This window comes from Bradyrhizobium sp. NAS96.2, from assembly GCF_001908235.1.
Lineage (GTDB): Bacteria > Pseudomonadota > Alphaproteobacteria > Rhizobiales > Xanthobacteraceae > Bradyrhizobium.
In genome coordinates this window covers 57,246-78,698 of sequence record NZ_LGHK01000022.1, presented here as the reverse complement: position 1 = coordinate 78,698, position 21,453 = coordinate 57,246, and the positions used below count along the sequence as shown (strand labels likewise).

14 protein-coding genes and 1 pseudogene are annotated in these 21,453 nt (G+C 57.9%); 4 read left to right on the top strand and 11 right to left on the bottom strand.

The features are described from left to right. Positions 1 to 24: 24 nt before the first annotated feature. From AC628_RS05935 to AC628_RS05885, 11 genes and pseudogenes are all read right to left on the bottom strand, one after another. A complete protein-coding gene (locus tag AC628_RS05935; RefSeq protein WP_074125793.1) occupies positions 25 to 1,560 on the bottom strand; it encodes a class I adenylate-forming enzyme family protein in 1,536 nt (511 codons plus the stop codon). Positions 1,561 to 1,740: 180 nt separating this feature from the next. Continuing rightward, on the bottom strand, positions 1,741 to 2,010 hold the full coding sequence (locus AC628_RS42590; RefSeq protein WP_143201455.1) for a hypothetical protein: 270 nt from the start codon (positions 2,008 to 2,010) through the stop codon (positions 1,741 to 1,743). A gap of 1,186 nt (positions 2,011 to 3,196) precedes the next feature. Continuing rightward, on the bottom strand, positions 3,197 to 3,652 hold the full coding sequence (locus tag AC628_RS05930; protein ID WP_245321046.1) for a flavin reductase family protein: 456 nt from the start codon (positions 3,650 to 3,652) through the stop codon (positions 3,197 to 3,199). A gap of 466 nt (positions 3,653 to 4,118) precedes the next feature. After that, positions 4,119 to 4,502 carry a hypothetical protein gene (locus tag AC628_RS45150; protein ID WP_245321045.1) on the bottom strand — a complete coding sequence of 128 codons (384 nt, stop codon included), beginning with the start codon at positions 4,500 to 4,502 and terminating at the stop codon, positions 4,119 to 4,121. Positions 4,503 to 4,683: 181 nt separating this feature from the next. Then, a pseudogene (gene trpC, locus AC628_RS05920) lies at positions 4,684 to 5,503 on the bottom strand (indole-3-glycerol phosphate synthase TrpC). Positions 5,504 to 5,506: 3 nt separating this feature from the next. Beyond that, complete coding sequence (trpD, locus tag AC628_RS05915) at positions 5,507 to 6,532, bottom strand: anthranilate phosphoribosyltransferase (protein WP_074125791.1); 1,026 nt, start codon at positions 6,530 to 6,532, stop codon at positions 5,507 to 5,509. Between the two features lie 783 nt (positions 6,533 to 7,315). After that, positions 7,316 to 8,923, bottom strand: a complete 1,608-nt coding sequence (locus tag AC628_RS05910) for an acyl-CoA carboxylase subunit beta (RefSeq protein WP_074125790.1) — start codon at positions 8,921 to 8,923, stop codon at positions 7,316 to 7,318. A gap of 1 nt (position 8,924) precedes the next feature. Then, positions 8,925 to 9,428 (bottom strand): acyl-CoA carboxylase biotin carboxyl carrier protein subunit, encoded by a 504-nt coding sequence (locus tag AC628_RS43745; protein WP_168193310.1) that lies wholly within the window; start codon positions 9,426 to 9,428, stop codon positions 8,925 to 8,927. Between the two features lies 1 nt (position 9,429). Continuing rightward, entirely contained in the window at positions 9,430 to 10,899 is a 1,470-nt protein-coding gene (locus AC628_RS05900) for an acetyl-CoA carboxylase biotin carboxylase subunit (protein ID WP_074125836.1), read from the bottom strand. Positions 10,900 to 11,802: 903 nt separating this feature from the next. After that, positions 11,803 to 12,147 carry a hypothetical protein gene (locus tag AC628_RS42585; protein WP_143201454.1) on the bottom strand — a complete coding sequence of 115 codons (345 nt, stop codon included), beginning with the start codon at positions 12,145 to 12,147 and terminating at the stop codon, positions 11,803 to 11,805. Positions 12,148 to 13,604: 1,457 nt separating this feature from the next. After that, positions 13,605 to 14,489: a LysR family transcriptional regulator gene (locus tag AC628_RS05885; protein ID WP_074125787.1), complete on the bottom strand. Its 885-nt coding sequence runs from the start codon at positions 14,487 to 14,489 to the stop codon at positions 13,605 to 13,607. A gap of 1,521 nt (positions 14,490 to 16,010) precedes the next feature. Here AC628_RS05885 and AC628_RS46085 point away from each other — a divergent pair. The 4 genes from AC628_RS46085 (at position 16,011) to AC628_RS05865 (ending at position 21,216) form a co-directional block, all read left to right on the top strand. Next, complete coding sequence (locus tag AC628_RS46085) at positions 16,011 to 16,271, top strand: DUF4189 domain-containing protein (protein WP_074125786.1); 261 nt, start codon at positions 16,011 to 16,013, stop codon at positions 16,269 to 16,271. Between the two features lie 107 nt (positions 16,272 to 16,378). Next, positions 16,379 to 17,701, top strand: coding sequence for a DUF3422 family protein (locus tag AC628_RS05875; protein ID WP_074125785.1), 1,323 nt, complete (start codon positions 16,379 to 16,381; stop codon positions 17,699 to 17,701). Positions 17,702 to 18,931: 1,230 nt separating this feature from the next. After that, positions 18,932 to 19,336, top strand: a complete 405-nt coding sequence (locus AC628_RS46080; RefSeq protein ID WP_143201453.1) for a DUF7694 domain-containing protein — start codon at positions 18,932 to 18,934, stop codon at positions 19,334 to 19,336. Between the two features lie 731 nt (positions 19,337 to 20,067). Then, entirely contained in the window at positions 20,068 to 21,216 is a 1,149-nt protein-coding gene (locus AC628_RS05865) for a nucleotidyltransferase family protein (RefSeq protein WP_074125784.1), read from the top strand. Positions 21,217 to 21,453 lie beyond the last annotated feature (237 nt).

Sequence of the window (21,453 nt, the reverse complement as noted above, 5' to 3'; positions counted from 1 at the left end):
CTGCCAGGCGACAGTCCGCGATATTTAAGTGCGGTGTTCCTGCCGACTTGATCGAGTACCGAGCTCCTTCAGCATGAAATGCTGGACCTTACCTAACGCCGTTCGCGGGAGCTCTTCTGTGAAGATAATTTCGCGCGGCGTCTTAAAGCGGGCGAGCTGCGATTGGACGTGCGCTGTCAGTGCGTCCGCTTCGATACGAGCCCCCGGCCGCCTGACCACAAAAGCGATTGGCACTTCACCCCAGCGCTGATCGGGCCGACCAATGACGGCGCATTCGTAGACATCGGGATGTTCGATCAGCACACGCTCGATTTCCGCCACGTAGATATTTTCTCCGCCAGAAATGATCAGATTCTTCTTCCGATCAAGGACCGAGAAATACCCATCGGCATCGCGGTGGCCGATATCACCGGTACGATACCAGTCGTTGTGAAAAGCCTCGCGTGTTGCCTGTTGATTGCCCCAATATTCGCAGAAGACGCTGGGGCCGCGCACTGCGATCTCGCCTGGGGTGCCGGGCTGCAACGCATTGCCTGCTTCGTCGATGATCGTCGCTTCACAGCATAGACCCTGTAAGCCGGTCGACCCGCTACGCGCAAGGTCGCCGCCGAGTTTCGTATATACGGCAATGGGGCAAGTTTCTGTCGAGCCGTAAACCTGCAGAACTGGCACCCCGCGTACGGCAAAGCGTTCGATAAGGTGTTGCGGCACCATTGCCGAGCCAGTGCAAATAGCCTTTAAGGAGGATAAATCCGTCGTCGGCCATCGAGGATGGTTGGTGAGCGCTTGCATCGTGGCAGGTACCAAAACGACCAGCGTAGGCCGGTCGCGCTCAAACGCGGCAAGCGTTGCCTCTGGCGTGAAACGTGAGTGAATGGTAACCGTCGCGCCGTGATGCAATGCAGGCGTAGTCTGAATATTCAGACCGCCAACGTGAAACAAAGGCAACACTGTCAAGACATGATCGGCCGAACTGAGGTCATGCATGTGCTGACTCATCACTCCATTCCAGAGCAACGCTTCCTGGCGCAGCACGGCCCCTTTCGGTCGCCCTGTAGTCCCAGACGTATAGACAAGCAGCAAAGGGCAGGGCAGGTCTGCCCCGGGATTGCGGCCGTCACCGCAGCCTCGCTCCAGCAGCCTGTCCCACTTGCTCCCGCTGGAAGGCGCAAAATCCAGGCCGACAACGAGCGTGTCGGGCAGTTGCTCCTTCAAAGCTGGCAGGAGTGCCGCGAAGACGTGTTCAAGCACGAGCACCTTGGCGCCGGCGTCGGACAGGATGAAGAGCTGCTCGCCGACCGCAAGTCGCCAGTTCAGGGGCACGAGGATTGCGCCAAGCCGTGCGCAAGCATAAAGCAGGGCCAGATAGTCAGGGCAGTTCTGGCTTAGGATCGCGACGCGGTCACCTTTCTCGACTCCGAGTTCGCTTTGTAGGGCGCGGGCGACATATTCGATCCTTTGATTGAAGGCGGCATAGCTTAAAGTCCGGCCATCGAAACGGATCGCAGGTTTGTCGGGAGCGAACGCCGCGTTACGCTCAATCAGTGTGCAGAGATTCATCTCAGTTCTTCTCCGTCGTTGATATCTCCGCAATAAGTCTGCCTCGAGGCGTCAGCTCGCTGCGCCCATGAAGTTCATCGCGAGATCCCAATCGCGAGCGCTTGCGTCGAGAGTCTCTCAGGCGCGGACGATCGTCAGGCGGTCTCAGTGGAAAGGTGGAGCTTTTGATGATGTCAATAGTCATGGACCTTGCCTCGACGGATGCCGCTTGAGAATTGAAAGTCGCGGTGCCTGGTCCACCGCCGAGTTTTGCTCGGCATTGTTTGCATGCATCTGCCAGTGGTGATACTCGCACCACGACGATTGTTTCTTGCCTGGTCGTCGAATGACCGGTTCGCCGCACATATAGGCGGCTCTGAGATCTCCATCTTTGAATCCGACAATGGCTCGGCATTGTCCCTCGGTGTGGTCGGTCAATAGAACCTTCTTGGTGCCATCGGGTTTTTTCACCGTGCCGCTCCGAGATGCCCGGCAATCTCTTCCAATGTCACACCAGTCATTTCGGGCGACACTTACAACCCAAGCCCATTGAGAAGGCCGGCGATCAAATTGATCCTCGTGCATTTGCGAGATACTGGCGCCATACCAGAAGCGCCCGCCAGCTTTGACGAACAGAACGAAAAGGCTCGTTCGTCGAACGGACCTGGGGGCGTGGTCAAGCCGGCCGAAAAGCGCGGCTTCGAGCGCGCAAAACTCTGGAAGCGCGCGGGAGAGTAAGATGGATTCTGACGACGCCCGTCATCAGTAGGCTGGAGTGAAGTGAACTCTTGCGTGATTCTGAGACGTTGAGACATTCGCAATCCTTACCTCGGCCCGTCCCGAGACTGACTCCACCTCCCTGAAACCGTACAACTTAACGTTACGTCCGATTCAAGCCCTTTGGCTCCGCATTGTGAATATGTCCGAAGCTCCGGCTTATTGACTGAACGCAGCCCCGGCGTCTGGCACGAATTGGAAGCCTGGCATTTACACGGACGGTGGTGAGCAAGGCACTAGACCAATGCGGCAACGAGCAAGGGCTTCTTTCGCGAACCTGCGACCTTGCAAGATTACGTTCGCCGCACGAAAGTGGAAAGATCCACCAGCCTACCAATTGTGGTGGTTTGGCTGTGAGCGCTGAGTTTGATCTTCTCGCAAAACTGTCGCTATCGCCTATCGACATTATTCGGCGCTGCCGAGCTGGCGGGTATCGCGGCTAATGCTGAGTTCACAACGTGGACAATCTGTCCAAGTCTGCGTCGCCTTCGAACCGACTGGAACGATCCCGATCAGGGGCCGCTTGCAGTCAGCGCGAATGGGATTGGCGTCGGGGTCGATCCAGCCGCTTTCCAGACGCTTGCGACCATCTTGGCGTACGGCGATCTTAGGTCTCATGGTTCTTGGGGCCACCGGGCAACGTGGCCACTAGATCAAGCAGCCGACCAATGCATTGTCTTGGTCAACGAGCGTGATCCCTCTCAAAGCGAAAATGTCACGGCAAACCGGATCCTTGAAGTTGTAAAAAGTCAGACGAATCGCCAACTTGAACACCGTTTGTGGCGAATACTCTATCCCCTTTGCGCGGGCTCCTCATTGCGGGCCGTCGAATTAGCCCGGCCGATGTTTGGTCCCGATAGAAAATACACAGAGACTGCACTCAGTCACGCGATAGGGTTCGAAGCGCGCCTTGCAAGTTGATCAACGGTTCGCCATGACCGGGGCCTGTCGCGACAACCCGGCCAATAAAGATGCTATGCGTGCTAATTGTCTTGTGATCGTACAAAATGCACTCGAGCGTGCAAACTGCGCCCTGCAAAAGTGGCACATCGAGAACGCCCTGATTCCACTGCGCCGTATCGAAGCGATGGACACCTTTAGCAGCATCCAGGCCGCCAAATCGTAGGGCCAGGTCCTCCTGATCACCGCGGAGAAGGCTCACTCCAAAACGTCTGTTGGCGAGGATCGCGTCATGAGTCTCAGATCTGGAATTGATGGCGGCCAGCAGGCAAGGCGGGTCGATGCACATTGAGGTCACAGAACTCACCGTTAGCCCACGTCGGCAGACGGTTTTTCCGGTCGTCACAATGGCGACGCCACTCGCCAGGTTTCGCATGGCCTGACGGAACTCGCTCGCTTGGATGGATGGAATGTCCCACATGGGGAACGGAAACTGAGAGCTCATAACCTGCCTATAGAGTGGGTACGCGGTTTCCAGTGCATCGCTATGCGCACCTTGGTTTGCCTTAATCTGGCGCCTCGTGGTTGTTGTTCGATGTGACCATGGCCAGAGTGCAGCCGGGCACGACTATCCCGTGTGTTGGTAGCGAAGATGAACCTAGAAGGCCCGGAACGGCTCGTCGCATTGCGCCGAACTGCACTCGACGACCGCAGTCTCAAGGACCTGACCAGTTCGGCTCATTGCAGCGAAACTCTTGCGGTAAGATGATTTGAGAACCCGAGGTCGCGATCGCTACTGGTTGCTCTGAACGACGTCGGTAGGCGCTCGGATGCCGACTGACGTCGAGTTCCATAGCAGTGAGCGGATTCCGCATTCTCTCTGTTGTGGAGCATCAGCACCTCTATTGAGTTCTGACAACGTTGAGAACGCGCCTTTTTGCAGCAATAAGATGGTGATCGAGCGTTGCGTGCAGCGCACCGCGCAGCTCTGCCGGGATCGATGCGTCTGTGTCGATCAGTTCTCGAAACTTCCGCACAATGTGTTCGATCTGTGCGATTGAATCGAAAGCTGCCGTCATTGGCGAGGGCGTCATTGATTGTCTCCTTGGACGCGCGGCGCGCACGATGCTGAGAATCTTGATCTCGCCAACAGCGTGTTGGTTGTTCGGTGGAGAGCGTCGCGCTTGATATTGCGAGTGGTAGTGATCCGTCGTCAGTTGAGCCTCGCCCAATGCGCCAAGCTCGCCTCGCCATCGGCGGTGCGATGACGCATATAGCGTTTCCATCTTCCGCGCGCGTCTACTGGAGCGCGCAGCTGGAATGAAAGCGAGTGGCGTCTCAGAGCTGGCTTTACTCGGTGCCATGAACTGACAAGTTCTGAGTTGCTTATCGAACTACCGCGACGCCTTGATGCCGTTTGTGATTGGAATTCGAAGCTGATCCGGCCTCCTTGAGTGGCTTTTCCGGTCATTGGTGCAATCCGGTCCCCATCGCTGTTCCGCGCAGCAGCAGCTGGCTCGCCGCGGTCACATCGGCTTGTCTCATTAGGCTCTCGCCGATGAGGAAGGTCGATATGCCAACGCGCGAAAGCCTGACGAGATCGTTTGGCCCGAGAATGCCGCTTTCGCCGACAATCAGACGGTCCTTCGGAATGAGGGGAGCTAGTGCCTCGCTGGTTGCGAACGTGGTCTCGAATGTGCGCAAATTGCGGTTGTTGATGCCGATCATCGGCGAGCGGAGGGTGAGGGCACGCTGGAGTTCCGCACCGTCATGGACCTCGACCAGCACGTCCATGCCATGGGCCAGGGCAGCAGCCTCGATCTCGCGGGCAGCCCCGTCATCTAGCGCGGCCATGATGATCAGGATGCAGTCGGCGCCATGGGCGCGCGCCTCGACAACCTGGTAGGTATCGAACATAAAATCCTTCCGCAGCACCGGTAGGTCCGTCTGTGCGCGCGCCGCCACCATGAAGTCGAGATGTCCCTGGAAGGACGGTGTGTCCGTCAAGACCGAGAGGCAGGCCGCGCCCCCCCGCCTCATAGGCGCTCGCAAGCGAGGGCACATCGAAGTCGGCGCGAATGCGGCCCCTGGACGGGGAGGCTCTCTTAATCTCGGCAATCAGAGCGTACTCACGCGCGGCGTGTTTAGCACGAATCGCGCTGACGAAGCCACGCGGAGGCGGTGCAAGACGCGCGAGTGCCTCGACGTCCGGCAGCGGCAACGCACGCTTAGCAGCCGCAATTTCCTCGCGCTTGTAGGCTTCGATCTCGGTCAGAATGTCGGACATCGGTCAGCTCGGCGGTCGAGCGTTGGAGACTGCGATTAGGTGCGCCAATCGCGCCGCCGCGGCACCGCTATCGAGCGATTTCTGCCCAAGCATGACGCCGTCTTTCAATGTCGAGGCTCGGCCAGCCACAATTAATGCCGCGGCCGCATTCACAAGCGCGACATCGCGGTAGGGGCCTGACGCGCCGTCAAGCACGCTTCGCAGTGCCACTGCATTGGCGTCGGCATTGCCACCCTTCAGCGCCTCGGGGGCGCAACGAGCCAGTCCAGCTTCTTCCGGGGTCACTTCGAACGTGCGGATCGTACCCGCCTCAAGGGCGGCAACGAAGGTAGGCCCCGTGAGGGTGATCTCGTCGAGGCCGTCCGAGCCATGCACGACCCACGCCGATTCGGCATCAAGGTTCTTCAACACCTGCGCCAAGGGCTGTACCCATTGGGGTGAAAACACTCCGACGATCTGCCGCTTGACTCCGGCGGGATTGGAGAGCGGTCCGATTAGATTGAAGATGGTGCGGGCGCCAAGTGCGGTCCGGATCCGGCCGACGCGCTGCATCGCCGGATGATGAGTTGGCGCAAACATGAAACCGATGCCGGCTTCGTGCACACAGCGACCAACGTCTTCAGGGGCGAGGTCAATATTCACGCCGAGGCAGGCCAAGACGTCCGCGGCGCCTGATCGTGAGGATACCGCGCGGTTGCCATGCTTGGCGACGGGGACGCCTGCGCCAGCAACAATGAAGGATGCGCACGTCGATACGTTGACCGAGCATGAGGCGTCGCCGCCCGTGCCGACAATGTCTACAGGGTCGGATGGCGCATTCACTCGCAGCATTTTGCTCCGCATCGCGGAAACCGCGCCTGTGACTTCTTCTACGGTTTCGCCACGCACCCGCATCGCCATCAACAGCCCGCCGATCTGCGAGGGCGTCGCCTGACCCGACATCATGCTGTCGAAGGCAGTAGCGGTTTCTTCACGGGTCAACGTGGCGCCAGTAGCAACTTTGCTAATGATCGATCTAAGGACGTCCATCGCGCGCTATAGTGCTCCTTTTCGTTGACAATCTCAGTCGAGGCCGTGCGGATAGGAGAGATCGACGGCCGATATCCCATATATTCACCTCGACGACTGCTGATGACCTTGCGTCATGAGCCGCTCCGACCAGTGTCAAAATCTCCCTCTCGTCCCGGGTTCGAATACATGCGGTAACTTCATCACGTCTTCAGCCATGTTCTTCTCAACCTCAGCGGGACTTGCGGACCCGACTCCGCCTTGTTCCAATCCTCAAGGGCTCGCCTTGCCGGACCGCACGCTCGCCATGAAATGCCAAGCCCCTCGGCTCGGCGATCGAGAACGGGCGTCATCCATATCGACATTGCCAGCGGACCCACCGTCCCCCGGCGTAGCAGCCCGCTGTGAACTCTTGGCTTGATCCTAGGTTTGCTTTGCAAGCCTACAACTTGACGTTACGTAAGATTCAAGCCCCATCCCATCGGGTCCGGCAAGTGTGATCCATTCGCTCCAATCCAATTCAGGCGCGTCGATGCAATGCCAACTCATCGCGTTGCGAGAACCGATGCTGGACCAACCTTGAAATCCGATCCGGCTAAGGGAAGTTGAAAACAATTCAACATGAGGAGTACGCCAGCCCGAATGGCAATAAGCCGCGTCTTCAACGTTGGCGGCACGTTGCGTCAGATTCGGCGCTGAGGTTTCGAGCAGCGTCGTCCAAGTGGATGGCAGAACCTGTCATCAGTTAGCTCTGGTTCCCAAGGTAGCGGCGGACAGATCCATGTGACGTGTTGCATCCTGCTGCTACATTCGGAAGACGCCGTAATGCGGAGCTGCGATCGGAGCGTTTAGTGATGCACTCAGCGCGATTGCGAGGGCGCTTCTGGTGTCGACGGGATCAAGAATGCCGTCGTCCCAGATTTCGGAAGTAGCATAGTAAGCGCTGGATCGCTCCCGATACTCCTCGAGAATCGGCTCGCGTATGGTTGCCAATTCCATGTCGGACAATCGGCCGCCTTCGCGGGCCAATTGTCTTGCCTTGACGTGAGTGAGCACACCGGCAGCTTGCTCGGCGCCCATCGCTGAAATCGTAGACTGCGGCCAGCTGAAGACAAAGCGAGGATCAAAAGCGCGTCCCGCCATAGCGTAAGTTCCTGCGCCATGAGAGCCGTTGCAAACAACGGTGAACTTGGGCACCGATGCACTGGATACGGCCATGATCAACTTGGCGCCATGCTTGGTGATGCCTTTCCGCTCGTATTCGCGACCCACCATGAACCCCGTGACGTTCTGCAGGAAGAGAAGGGGCGTCCGGTTCTTTTCGCACAATTGGATAAAATGAGCGCCCTTAAGGGCACTATCGCCGAACAGCACACCATTGTTCGCAAGAATCCCGACTTGGTATCCATGAAGCCGCGCAAAGCCGCACACCAGAGAGGCGCCATAGCGCTGTTGGTATTCGTGGAAGCGGCTGCCATCGACAAGGCGAGCGATGATTTCTCGCATATCGAACTGCACTCGGGTATCTTTGGGAATGATACCGTACAGCTGAGATTCATCGTAGGCTGGCGGCTCCGGAGCGACTTGGTCGATCCAGGTCTTCTCAGGACGATGGAAACGAGCGACGATGTCTCGGGCGATTGCAATCGCATGCATCTCGGAGCTTGCGAGATAATCGCTCGTGCCTGATACGGCGGTATGCATATTGGCGCCGCCAAGCTCTTCGACCGACACATTCTCGCCGGTGGCGGCCTTTACGACCGGTGGGCCACCGAGAAAAATCGCTCCTGTGCCTTCGACAACTATGTTGTACTCGCTAAGTGCAGGCACGTAGGCGCCGCCAGCCGTGCAATGGCCCATGGCAATTGCGACTTGCGGAACTCCCATTTTGGAGAGAATGGATTGATTGCGGAGAATTCGACCCGCGTAGTAGCGATCCGCGAAGAACTCCGCTTGCAAAGGGAGGAAGCCACCCGCACAATCACACAGATGAACGACCGGCAGACGGTTCTCGATCGCTATGTCCAACGCTCGCACGATCTTCTTGACAGAGAGCGGATACCATGCGCCGCTTTTTACACTAGCGTCATCTGCGTGAACAATCACCTCGCGCCCCGCGACGATGCCGATGCCGACGACCTGCGCTGCGCCAGGCACCTCGCCGTCGTAGGCCTTGTTAGCGGCCAAGGTCGAAAGCTCGAGGAACGGGGTCTGTGGGTCGAGCAAGGCCTCAATCCGGTCCCGGACAAATAGCTTGTTTTGACGCCGCAATCGCTCCAGCTCTCGCTCGGCTCGGTGGAATCGAACAGCACGCTGTCGATCCTTCAATTCGGCCGCAAGCCGCTTGTTGTGCAGCTCGTTGTGACGGAAATCCTGCGAGTTGACGTCGACCAATGAAGCGATTCGCAGCATGTCAACATCCTTCCTTCGAAAGCGTGATCAGCGCGGCGTCTCGCTCGAAGCTCTCGCCTTCATTGAAGTGAATTCGGTCGACCACGCCGTCCTGCGGAGAGCGTATAATGGTCTCCAGCTTCATGCTCTCGATCATCATAAGCGCCATGCCGGCAGTGACTGGTTGGCCGGGTGAGACCCTGGTCGTGATGACCATACCCGGCATTGGTGCGCGGGCCACTAGGGAGCTTGCTTCTTGACTTACGGAAGCCAACGTTTGCAACGGATCGCGATAGCGCAGCGTGCGTGTCCTGCCACGGATATGCACGTGAATCATGTCGCCGTCGATGACGAACCTGACCGGCTCGCGCTCGCCGGCAATAGTCAAGATGCCGCTACTATTGCTGTGATGGGCGAACCCGACTGGAGCAATCACTTGATCGCGCAAGTGAAGACGGTAGCCCTGCTGGGACGCTGAAAGCCATACCTGATGATCTACACCATCAAGCTCGAAGGAGTGATACACGTCAATTCCTCCAGTTACCCAGCACCGCGTGAAGCGGGGGCACGGCGTCGGCCGATTCGCGAACTGGCCTCGTCAGTAGAGCGGCTGAAGCGAGAAACGCGGATAAGCCGAAAGCAAAATTATCCGTTGCGATGTGCGGATTGTCCTCAAGATATCCGCTATGGATCTCTCCTCCGAGGAATGCCTCGTCGGCAAGTATACGTGCGAGAAAGTTTGCATTTGTCTGGCAGCCGAGGAGAATCGTCTCCCGGATTGCGCGATGCGCCTTCAGCGCCGCCTCTGTCCGCGTCGGCGCGTGCGCGATGATCTTGGCAAGCATGGGATCGAACGCTGCCGTAATTCTCTGGCCTTGCAAGATGCCGCTGTCGATCCGTACTCCATCGGGGTACTCGAGAAGTAGGATGTTGCCCGTGGTCGGAGCGTATCCACGTTCGGGAGCTTCCGCGTACAGTCTGATCTCGATTGCATGCCCATTCGAGACGATATCTAACTGCGAAAATCCAAGCGCTCGGCCGGCGGCGGCATAGACCTGTTCGGCAACAAGATCGACGCCGGTAATCATCTCGGTCACGGGATGCTCAACCTGTAGGCGAGTATTCATCTCAAGAAAATAGAACTCTCCGGCGCTGAAAATGAATTCTACGGTACCTGCATTCTGATAATTGGCGGCACGGGCGATACCAACGGCTGTCTCGCAGATCCGTTTACGCAATTGGGGTGACAGTGCTGGCGAGGGCGTCTCCTCAATGATCTTCTGGAAGCGACGTTGCACTGAGCACTCCCGCTCAAAGAGGTGGACGACGTTTCCAAAGGAGTCGCCGAGCACCTGCACCTCGATATGGCGCGGCTTTTCAATATAGCGTTCGACGTAAACGCGGCTATCCGCAAAATGCCGCTGGCCTTCACGGCGTGCTTGCTCAATCGCGTCTTCCAGATGATCAAGGTCGCGCACAATCCGCATGCCCTTGCCCCCACCGCCCCCTGATGGTTTCACAAGCAGGGGGGCACCAATAGCCCGAGCCCTAACAACAAACTCCTCAGGATCATCTTCGTCGACCGCCGATGGAGCGACCGGAAAGCCGTTGGACTGAACGAATTTGCGGGCCCGGATCTTATCGCCCATCAGTTCTATAGTTTCGGGCGCCGGCCCGATGAATGTAATGCCGGCTTTCGTTACAGCCCTGGCAAACTCCGCATTCTCGGAGAGAAATCCGTAACCCGGATGCAGCGCGCCAGCGCGAGCCTTGTGCGCGGCAGCAATCATTTGCTCGATGTCCAGATAGGCCGCGACGGGTGAACGACCGCTGATCTCAATCGCGGTATCCGCCATGGAGACGGCAGGACTGTGTGCATCGACCTCGTGGTAGATAACCGCAGAACGGAGCCCCAGCTTACGCAGTGTCTTGACGATTCGTACGGCAATCTCGCCCCTGTTGGCGACTAAAACAGTATCAAAGGGAAGTGTGTACATCTGCTTCTGTCCGAACAACACCTGAAGAAGGCGTTCCGTAAGTGGCAATCGGTTTTGTGCGCCCTCGACTGCCTCCGTTAGCTCACCTGCTGGCATCCGAGATTCGGCATCTTCGCTCTGCGGTTCGGGCCGGGGAATAGGCCCAGCCCTTACCGCTTAAGGAACAGGTGGTTGTCCTATTTCAAATCGGCTTTGCCTTTGTCACTATCTCGGACTGATATTACGTGCCGACATTGCTTACTCAAGCTCGCCTGCTTGGCCCTGAGGCAGGCGGTGATCGCGGCTCGATCGGGTATGTGGCCGCTACACAGGCGAAATACGTCGTCTATGCAGGCCTCCTTTTCCTCGGTTGTAGGAGCTTGGTCGCGCGCGAGCGCCCACTCGGGACATAGAACTATCGTCGCAACAACGAAAACAGTTGCTAGTTGGTGGACCTCGAACAGCGAAGACCAATGTGCTCGTTGCTTTTGACTCATAATGTCCTCTGTGCGTTCTGTTATGCGGTGTTGTTATTCCTGCGCAGGGGGCGATATGATCCGCCCACCGGAAACAGGTCGGAACCGAAGGATCAGTGGCAGTTTGAAGCGCCTTTTGTATCTGCGAACTCAACAACGCGTTGGGTTAGTGGCCTCTATGCGACAATGTCGGCATGAGCCGCTGTTAAAGCCGGACCGCACTACCGAGCGTCCTGCAGCACTGCAGCTGGACCGACCGAGCAATTGAGTTGTTAGCTCCCAATGACTGTGCGGTTGGCGTTCTCATTGCCGGGAATCTCAAGCTCTGGGCCTAGGTTTGTGACATGCCCGCAACCTCCGGCCGGGAGTCAGTGGTTCGGCAAACGGCCGATGAGCCCGTAGTCGCCTGTACGAAGTGATACTTGGAGGCGCAGTAGCGGTGAGGCGATCAAAAGCGGACGACGTTGGGTGTGTCGCCGAGATCGTACCCGGCCGAGAATAGCAAACCATCGAGGGGCGATGCGCCCGAACGACGGTCGGTGAAAAACTCTGGCTTATTATCCGGCTCCTTTGAAGAGCCGCAGAGGCCGTCTGCAATACGACGTATTCCATCCGTCATTGCAGCCCCGGAGGCGCTGAGGAGAGAACGGCATAGCTCGAGTGTGACGCGCTCGTGGTCGTTCAGTGGAGACTTGCCGGCCGTGCCATCCAGTGCGCAGCGCAGTCCGAGTTCGGTAGAAGGTGTGTGAAACGAAACTGATTGTCGCGACGCTATCTTGGAACTGTGAGACATTTGCAATTTCCATTACCTGTCAGGAAGCGTCTCGAGTGTCCGAGGTGCTTCTCACTTGTCGAGGATCGTACAATCTGACGCTACGTACGATTCAAGTCCCGCGTTGAAGGGCCTGTGAATATATATCAATCTTGCGGATCCGAGCGCAGGCGCACGAATACAAGGCGATATCTTGCTGACTGACGATCTCATGTTGATTGAGCCGCAAGCGCGCATGATAGGCTGCAGCGCAGGCGTGCACTCGTTTTGTGCGGGCAGGTCGGAATACTTGTTTGACCCGCAATCAATTGGGCGTAGCGAGACCCGCCGCCAAGCCTTCGTCTTCGAACAATGCAAGCGCAAATTGTCGGGTTGATCAGCGGTTCGACCAAAACGAGGCGGACTTGAACCTGGCGAGACCTGCATGCAGCGTCCCCTGGTCTGTGCATATGCGTCGGGTGTTGGAGCGATGTTGGGTCCTGGCGAAAGAATTGGCAGTGTGGTCGATTTGCGGTGGCGGGGTTACGTACATATACGGAGAGCCGGTGTCGCATTCCTTTGATCTATAAACTGCATGCTGACGCCATGAACTTGAAAAGTAGACTTTACGATGCCAATCATTGGCGGAGTCGCGCGGAAGCAACGCGATCCAAAGCGGAATCCTTAGCATTGGGCAAGTCAAGAGATAGGCTTCTCAAGATTGCCGAGGAATACGACAAGCTTGCTCGACGTGCCCAAGAGTGGCAGTCGAGCGGAAGCGACGACGAGCCAGAGTCCGGTCAACACTTCTAATGATCTTTGCTTCTCATGAAGGCAACTCACCACAAGAGATATCTACGTCACTTGGTGAAGACCTGGTGGTTCGATCAGATATCGGTGTTCCGGCGATGCGCAACGAACTCGTGCCCGCCGTTGGAATCCGATCGGGCCGCCCATCGGTCAGATGAGAATGATCGGCAGCTTTAGTCAGGCACGACACTTGCTTTGAGTATTAAGGAGCGTTGAGACGATCCGCTGCTGCGAGTTGTCGAGACAGTCCTTTGTCGCACCAACGCTCCGACTGACCCGGCGCACATTGTCCCCCAAGCAAGGTGCGTCGGGTTTCGATCTTCTCAGCCGTGGAGAGCGCAAGTCGCTTGGAAACCGCCATTGGGGGATATCGGCGGATCTCCGAGCGCAAAGTTGCAGCCCTTACACTCTTGTCAGACGCAGAGACCGTGCAGCAAAGCCAAGTTAGGCCAGCGAGAGGAATTCGCGGTAACGCGGCGGCGTGGTAGCCGGACGCGGAGCTGAAGGCTGAGCCCGTTACGCAGACCTCATAGATGGTGAAACTGTCATTGCGGTTGAGTGTCTGTACGAGTTGATGCTGAGATAATTGGTCGGTTGGCCGCTCTTGGCGCCGCCGCCTCCACCGAGAGCAATGCGCTCTGCTCGTTGTTGCCCGCCGGCTGCCATGATGCTTCCGGTCGTCGACGATCTCAGAGCCCCTTACCCAGTGCGCATTTGCCCGGTGGATCGGGAATGTGGTCGTCAAATATTCCTTTAATCCGTTTCACAAGCTTCGCCGCAACGTCCCCTCGCAGTCCTGACCTAGCACATATGACAGCTCGGAGATCAGATAATTGAGGCAAATAGTAGTCGGGCGCTTCAATCAGGTCGTCCGGCACGGAGAAGGACGGCAGTGCGGTCAAACCGATGCCCAGACGTACGGCCGTCAGCCTCACCAAGTAGTCAGAGGTGTGAAGTACGACCTTGTAAGCCGATCCCATCCTGTCCAATGGGCCAGTCATCCAATCCTGGCCAGGAAGCATTATTATTGGGATGGGAGCGCCCGGACTGAGAACAAAGTCGCGCGAGCGAACCCAGATCGCGGGGAATACTCGCTGCTCACACACAGTCTTGGCAAGTTCAGCATCGGCATGAGGAGCGAAAATGACGGCTACATCTATGTAGCCTTCGATCAAACCCTTGCGGATGGCAGCAGATTGATCAACATGTATAGACAGGTCCGAAAAAGCACTCCTCCCGGCGCGCTCGAAAAGCCTTTGAGCAAAAAGGCTGCTTAAGCCGATGCGATAAACGCATGCGGTCCCACCACCTCCCAGCCTGAGCATCTGGTCGTTCGCGTTGAGTATTATCCGTGCCTGCTGGAGGGCAAGTTCGCCCAAGTCGGTGAAGGTAGTGCCGTTCGCGGTTTTGACAAACAGTTGCCCGCCAATTAGGCCCTGTAATCGCTTAACTTGTGCGCTGACGGCAGGCTGACTAAGTCCTAGCTTGGTTGCGGCTTTCGACAAGCTGCCCGTCTCAGCGATGGCTACAATAGTGCGGATCGCCTCAATTGGAATGTTTAGTGCTTGGAGCATTATTTCGCGCAACGTGAAGACGAACCGTATCAGCCTCTAAAGTTGTCGCTTCAGTATCACACGGCGCCAACAAAGCACGACCAGAGTGGCTGCTGACAAAAGAATATGTACGTAACGTACATATCGCGTCTTCAATCCGCCTGTTGGATCATGCTTCGTTTCGTCCGGATAGGACAAACATCACGCCTGCCTTCCGGTTGTCAAATCGAGCCAGGCCTATGCAAGCCAAGAGAGAGAGGACCTAATAACGTCGCCGCGGGATGAGGGCTGTTCTCGCGCACCAGCTGGTCGTGGGGAAAATCAAACGTGAATCGCGGATTGTCGTCGCCGTGATCAGGGCAAACGTGGTGCACCATTTGAACGTAGACGGACTGCCATGCAGGAGCCTGGTGGGTGCACTCGCGCAAGAGCTCCGCAGATCGAACTCTCGAGCTTGATCCTCAGTCCTATGCCAGCTACCCAATCAAGGGCGGGCGCCGACTGCTCCTGCTTGCGTAACGATCCCGGGTCTGCTCCGCATTGGACGTCGCCAAACTCGATGGAGCGTCGTGAGTCGTCTCGCCATGGAGCGGTTCAGCGGCACGTTACCAAGTGACTGGTTTCGGATTCGCCTTCCTGCCGGACCTTCTGCGGCGCCTGCCGTGCGCCGGCTTGCCTCTTCGATGACTCGATCACGATAATGCCACGACGAGCCAGCAGATCCCGGCCCAAAGGAGCGCATTAAGGAGAAGCGCAGCAAGCGGCCAGAAGTTCCAGGCTCTCTGCGGCTGTGGAGCGCGAGGCTCTGGCGTGCGAGGGGCTTTGTCATTCTCGAACATGGCTTGTTTTGAAGCGCGCCAATGTGTCATCCATACACCTTCTTGCACTGCGCTAGTCGGGAGAGCCGGGCTAGGGTTATTGCAAATGAAGTCACCAAACCGGACGAACATCTGCTCGATGCCGGCGATCATGGCTAAAGGACAGCGGCATACCGCCTCTCGGCTCGAACGTTTTCCATCCTGAGCAATCGGCATGCCATCTGCGAGAACTGCTGCGCGTCGCCTAAGATGGGAAAGCCATGTTTGCCGGCGCTGGTTGAGGAAGACGTCGGGTTCCTTACATCGACGTCTTCAACCGGTCATGGCCGGTACAAGGCAGCCGGCTCCAGCAGCCGTACGGGGCGTTGCTTGAAAAGTGCTTATCTGCCGGTACGCTGTTTCGCGGCCCATCCCGCCCAAGGTCGCCAAACGTTGAGGAGGCGTCTGGCCCGTCGGTCATCGAGCAGTCCGCTCGATTGGTTTGCAATCATCAGACGCTGTGACTTTTGCCGGCTGGCGCCGGGAACAGTCGGCGGGGATCGCAGCGCGCGGTGTTGCTCCAAACCTCACGTCAGTTTTTCTTTCGTCAGATATTCAGCATCCTGTTGCAAGCCTCCTCTTGTCGGAATTTCCGAGGCCTTGGCAATGGCTAGACGCGGTTAGCTTGCTCAAGCAGGCAGCTCCGTAAGCTGTACACACCACGCGCGCTGCGGTCAAAAGCAGCGTGACGTCACGCCGGAAACCACGCCGCCGACATCTTAGAAATCCACAATGCAAAGAAAACGAGTGTCCGCTGCTTCAGCGCTGGCCCAAATCCTGCACCGCTTTCGCGCGCCAGCAAGATGGCGCTGCAACAGGATGGGGGTCAGCCTCGACGCGTCGATCGGCAATGCAGTATGCGGCTCGGTCTCAATTTGCTAGCCTTGATCGTGTTCTCGCCAAGGCTCTGTCTCGAGCTGAAGGTGGCCTCTGTATTGATCGTTGACGTCATTTCGATTTGCGGCCGTGCGTGCGCCCGTTTCCCGTATCGCCAAAGCCGCTCGTGTCGAGGCTCGCTGTTGCTTGCTCCTTTAGAAGCGAGGGCGTCAATACATGTTCAATGAATTGGACTTGCGAACCTTCGAGCTGCATCCGCAACGCGACGCCGTGCTCAATGAAGTGCACGCGCGGCCGTTCATGCGCCTTGTCTCGCCATTCAGCGTGATTCACTTCGCCTTTCTTGCGCAGAGCGAAGCGGCCACCAGCGATCGCCACCGCTTTGTCGATTTCTGCCAGCAGCACAACCTCCCACCGCCCGAACCGTCGGCGAAACATCATCAGGTCGTGGTCGGGCCCGCTCTGTTACGATGGGAGCAGCATTCGGAATTTGCGACATTCACCTGGATCTGGAGTACCGCAAATGGTCCCGCTCGCCCATTCGACGATGTCGATGATACTGTTCAATCGCTGATCCGCGCCTTGCGCCAAGCCGGACCATTACTGGTCGCAAACAAGTTGGAAGTGGAGCAGGGCACCTCGCCGATCAAACGTGCTGAACAGCTTTTTGACAAGGGTAGCCTCGCCATGGTTGCCACAAAGGGGGCCACGGGCGTTGTGGCCTCAGACTTTCGCGTGGACGCAAGCGGCTTCTCCAGGATCCTTGTCTGCGACCTCGGGTTAACGCCGCATGATCTCGGTGCGTTGGTCCAGCGGGTCCTCGAAATCGAGACCTACCGTCCTTTGGCGCTGCTTGGCCTGTCGGCGGCCGTTGAGCTTGCGCCGTCCGTCGATCGCATCGATCGCCGTCTTGTTGAGGCGCTGGAAGAAATGCAGGGCTCAGAGGGGCTGCAATTCAACAACCATCTGCTTGCCGAACTGACGGCGCTGGCCGCCTCATTCGAAAGAGGCGCGACGGGCAGCCTGTTTCGCTTTGGCGCCAGTAGGGCCTACAATGAGCTGGTCCAATCGCGACTGTCCATCATTGAAGGCAGCGATGTCGCGGGGTATCCGACCTGGTCGTCCTTTCTGGCACGCCGCATGGCGCCAGCGATGCGGACCTGCGCGACAGTGGAGGACCGTCAGGCGAGCCTGTCGGTGAAGCTGGCACGGACGGCCGATCTGTTGCGAACCCGCGTCGATGTCGAGATCGAGCGGCAGAATCGTGACCTTCTGCACGCAATTAGCGAGCGTACGAGACAGCAACTTCGGCTGCAGTTCACGGTCGAGGGATTATCGGTCGCGGCGATAGGATACTATGTAGTCAGCCTGTTCGGCTACCTCGCCAAGGGGGCGCAAGACGTCGGACTGCGTGTAGATCCCTCTATTCTAACCGCAATCTCCGTACCAATCGCGGTCGGCGTGATCTGGATTGTGAGTTACAATGTTCGAAAGCGGCACCTCAAGCACGACAACGTATCCTCAGTGGCGGGCGAGTGAAGTCCCTTGAGCAAGGTTACGACGGCGACCTCACGAAGTTCTCAGACCCGTTTCAATAGTCGCGTTCATTGAATCGTAACCCCACTTGAAGACGCAGCGACGGAGCTGTCAAACGCGACGGAGCATACGGTTTTCGTCGGGTCAGATGGCCGGCGTCTCTAGCATACCGGTGCACGGGCCGACTCAGCGCGAGCCGAGTCACCTATTAGCCAGAGACCGGTCGCGGCGGCGAATGCGAGTTCGATCCTGCTCAACGCAAACTTGGTTGATGTGGCCACATAGATGACTCATTGGCATTGTTACAGGCTGCGGCGAGCAGCGAGGGCTGAAAATGCTAAGTGGAGAGCCAGTATTGGACAACGTCGCCTTTGGGGGTCCTCAATCGCTGAAGCCGCTAGGTGGTTCACCAGTAATAATGGAGAACACACTGACGAAAAATCGTCGATGCAATCATATTGAGCATACCGATTGTCGACGCATCAGCGATCAACAAATGTGGTGACGCAGCTACCTCATGTGCTGAAGCATTCCCACGAACATGAATGCGTGCAGCAATAAGCGACGGTTAGCAAGCGGCGCAAGTGACCGCCGCGCTCGTCCGCTGCCGCGCCCGGGCGGAGGCTCGCTTTCACGCCAGCCTAGCCGCTATCGATGAACAATAATCAATTGCTCCGAGCTATTCGCATGAGGCTCGCTCATGACCGAGACGTTCAGGGTTCATCCGAACTGGCTGGCAGAGGAACGGCAGAAGCCCTCTTCGGCGCGCGGGTGTTCGAAACAGTTGGGCAATCCCTGCCAATCGCGGGGACCAAGTCATGCGTCGTGCGGCAGGCTGGGACGAAGTCGCGCGGGGCGAAAGAGAGGAGAGCCTGGATGTTGAAGCCACGAAGGGCAGGCCGACGAGGCTCTCGCGAGCTGATGCAAGCGGGAGCTGTTGCGCGCGATCCGGCGATGATGGATTGGGCATGCGCTGCCCAGCCGTGCCGCTGACACCCCTTCGGTGGATCGCCGAAAGAAGGGCATGGATAGTGCGAAGGGGTGCAGTGGAGGACAAGGGATGATCGACATCTGCGGCCTGCTCAGCAGATTGTTCGAAATGCGGCAGATAATTCAAACTAGAGAATGGTGCCGGAACGCTGTGTCGAAGGCTCAGATGGCGCCGCTCAGTGAGTCGCGTGATAACGTCATTTACGTCGATTTCAAGGCTATTCGCGAGGCAAAGGAGGGGGAGTGCGTTCGCAGATATTAGAGAAACTGGAGGCGGGCCGAGTGCGACATGGCCGGTTCGCTAGCGCTCCGGGATCAGGTCCTTGTGGCCTATTCTTCGTACAAGGGCCTTGCGGCTGCGAGCTCAAGATCAGCGGACTTGTACGCCCAGGCTGGGAGCAAGTGTCCGTCTCGACCACGCGGCGGTGCCCGAACTGGGACGAGATGTCCTTTGTCAAAGACCTATTCTGGGATGAAGAGGAATGCGCGATGCAGCTGCATCCGCCTCATTCGCGGTACGTGAACAACAGCCGGTACTGCCTGCATCTCTGGAAGCCAACTCATCGAGACATTCCGATGCCGCCGCCGAGCTTTGTAGGCATCATTGGGCTTGGCCCATCTGAAGCTGCAATGTTGTTTGGCGGATGAGCGCGATGTCGTGATGGTCGAGACCGCCGCCGCGCCAGTGGGAGAATATCCGTGATCACTCAGGCCGCCGCCGCTCGCCCTTCGGCGTGGTGTTCGGAAGGTAAACAGCAGCAACATGGCACTCGAAGTGGCGCAAGGCGTTCGCCTGCCACGCGACCTCACAGAACCCTCAAGATTCCGTCGAATCGCGCGTCGTGATTCCGCCGTCGCATCGGAGGGAGCGACGGGTGGACGCAGCGTTGAGATCGGCGTCTCTCGGGTGCTGTCCTGGTTAGGACACTCGCTCCGCCAAATTAGGACAGTCGGGATTGGTCATTTTCGTTGGTCTTTAAACAACAACGCCGCTCGCTTGAAATACATGCGATGCGGCGTTGGTCCGGCCCCAGGAAGGACGTGGCAAAATCCTGGCTCCCATGAGAGTGCATGGAGCGGGCCAAGGAATTGTGTCATCGGGCACCGTATGACTCCGGGTACAAAAGAGGTGGGTGATGTCTTGCGCTCGGATCCACACGCGTTATTTCCCGAACCTGAGTTCGTCCAGATCATCCCGGGACAGGGCAGGTGATTTTCATTTCCTTTTGGCGAAGCGTGCGCGAAAACTGCGCGTTGTCTCATTAAGATACTGAAATTAAAACAAGTTATACTATTTTAGCGAGAATAATATAGCGGACTTGTGCCGAAGTTCCGAGAGTTATACTATTTTTGAAAAAATAGTATAACGAGGTTCCGATATGCCGGCGAACCACGGCCTGGATGTTGCCTACCAAACGCTCTATTCCGAACTGGTCCAGCGCAGCCTCGACGAGAGCTTCACCTCGGAGTTTTCCTCGAACGGACGGTTCGTGGCTGTCGAGGTCAAGGGCAAGAAATACTGGTATTTCGACACGCCCAAACCCGAGGGCGGCGGCCAACATCGCCGCTATGTCGGTCCCGTGGACGATCCCGAGATCACCAAGAGGGTCGAGGCGTTCAAGGATCTGAAGGCCGACCTGAAAGGACGTCGCCGTCTCGTCTCCACGTTGATCCGTGAAGCCTATCTGCCGCGTCCTCTGCCGATCGCGGGCCAGGTCGTGGAGGGGCTAGCGAAGGCTGGCTTCTTTCGCTTGCGGGGAGTGCTCGTCGGCACCGTTGCGTACCAGTGCTATGCCGCTGTGCTTGGTCGACGCCTTGAGGCGGCCGCCATGCAGACTGGCGACGCCGACTTTGCGCAATTCCACGAAATCTCGGTGGCTATCAAGGACTCCATGCCACCCATCCTTGACGTGCTTCGCCAAGTCGACCCGACGTTTCGCGAGGTTCCGAGCCAGGCCGACGGCAGGGTCTCCACCCGATACGTATCGAGGGGCAACTTCAACGTCGAGTTCCTGACGCCGAACCAGTGGTCCGACGACCAGGCAGGAAAGCCGGTCCCGATGCCGGCGCTGGGCGGGGCGGCGGCGTCTCCGCTCCGCTTCCTCGATTACCTGATCTATCAGCCCATCCGCGCGGTGCTGCTGCATGGGGCTGGCGTGCCGGTCCTTGTCCCATCGCCGGAACGATACGCCATCCACAAGCTCATCGTCGGGTCCCGCCGGAAGGAGGATCGCGATGCAACCGCAAAGAGCGCCAAGGATCGGCTTCAGGCCAGATCGATCATCGAAGCGATGATCACGAACCGGCAGCATGCCGATATTGCTTCTGCCTTTACGGAAGCTTGGGATCGCGGCGATCAGTGGAGAGCGGCGATCCGCACAAGCATCGCGACCTATGACGATGACTTCCAGAGTTCGCTCCGAACCGAATTAGCCAAGGGGGTAGCCGAGCTCGGCTCCGACCCCGCCGGCTACGATCTTGCAGAAAGGCTCACCGACGGGGAAGCCTCTCAGCCCCGCCCTAAATGACCGGCGAATTGCGGGCCGATGCCCTGCCGGCGCCAGCATCAGCAACCCAGAGGGGGGACGTCGACGAGCCTCATGACCAGCAGTAGCAGCGGCAGCACAAGTCTGGTGTCGCCACGACCGTGCCGATCATCAGCCGCAATGTGCAGAGCGACGACCACGTCAATCCGTGTGGGGGCAGTAACAAGGAACGGCCAACACGCTTGCTCTCAACGGGCTTTGGGCCTCGGTGAGGAGAGG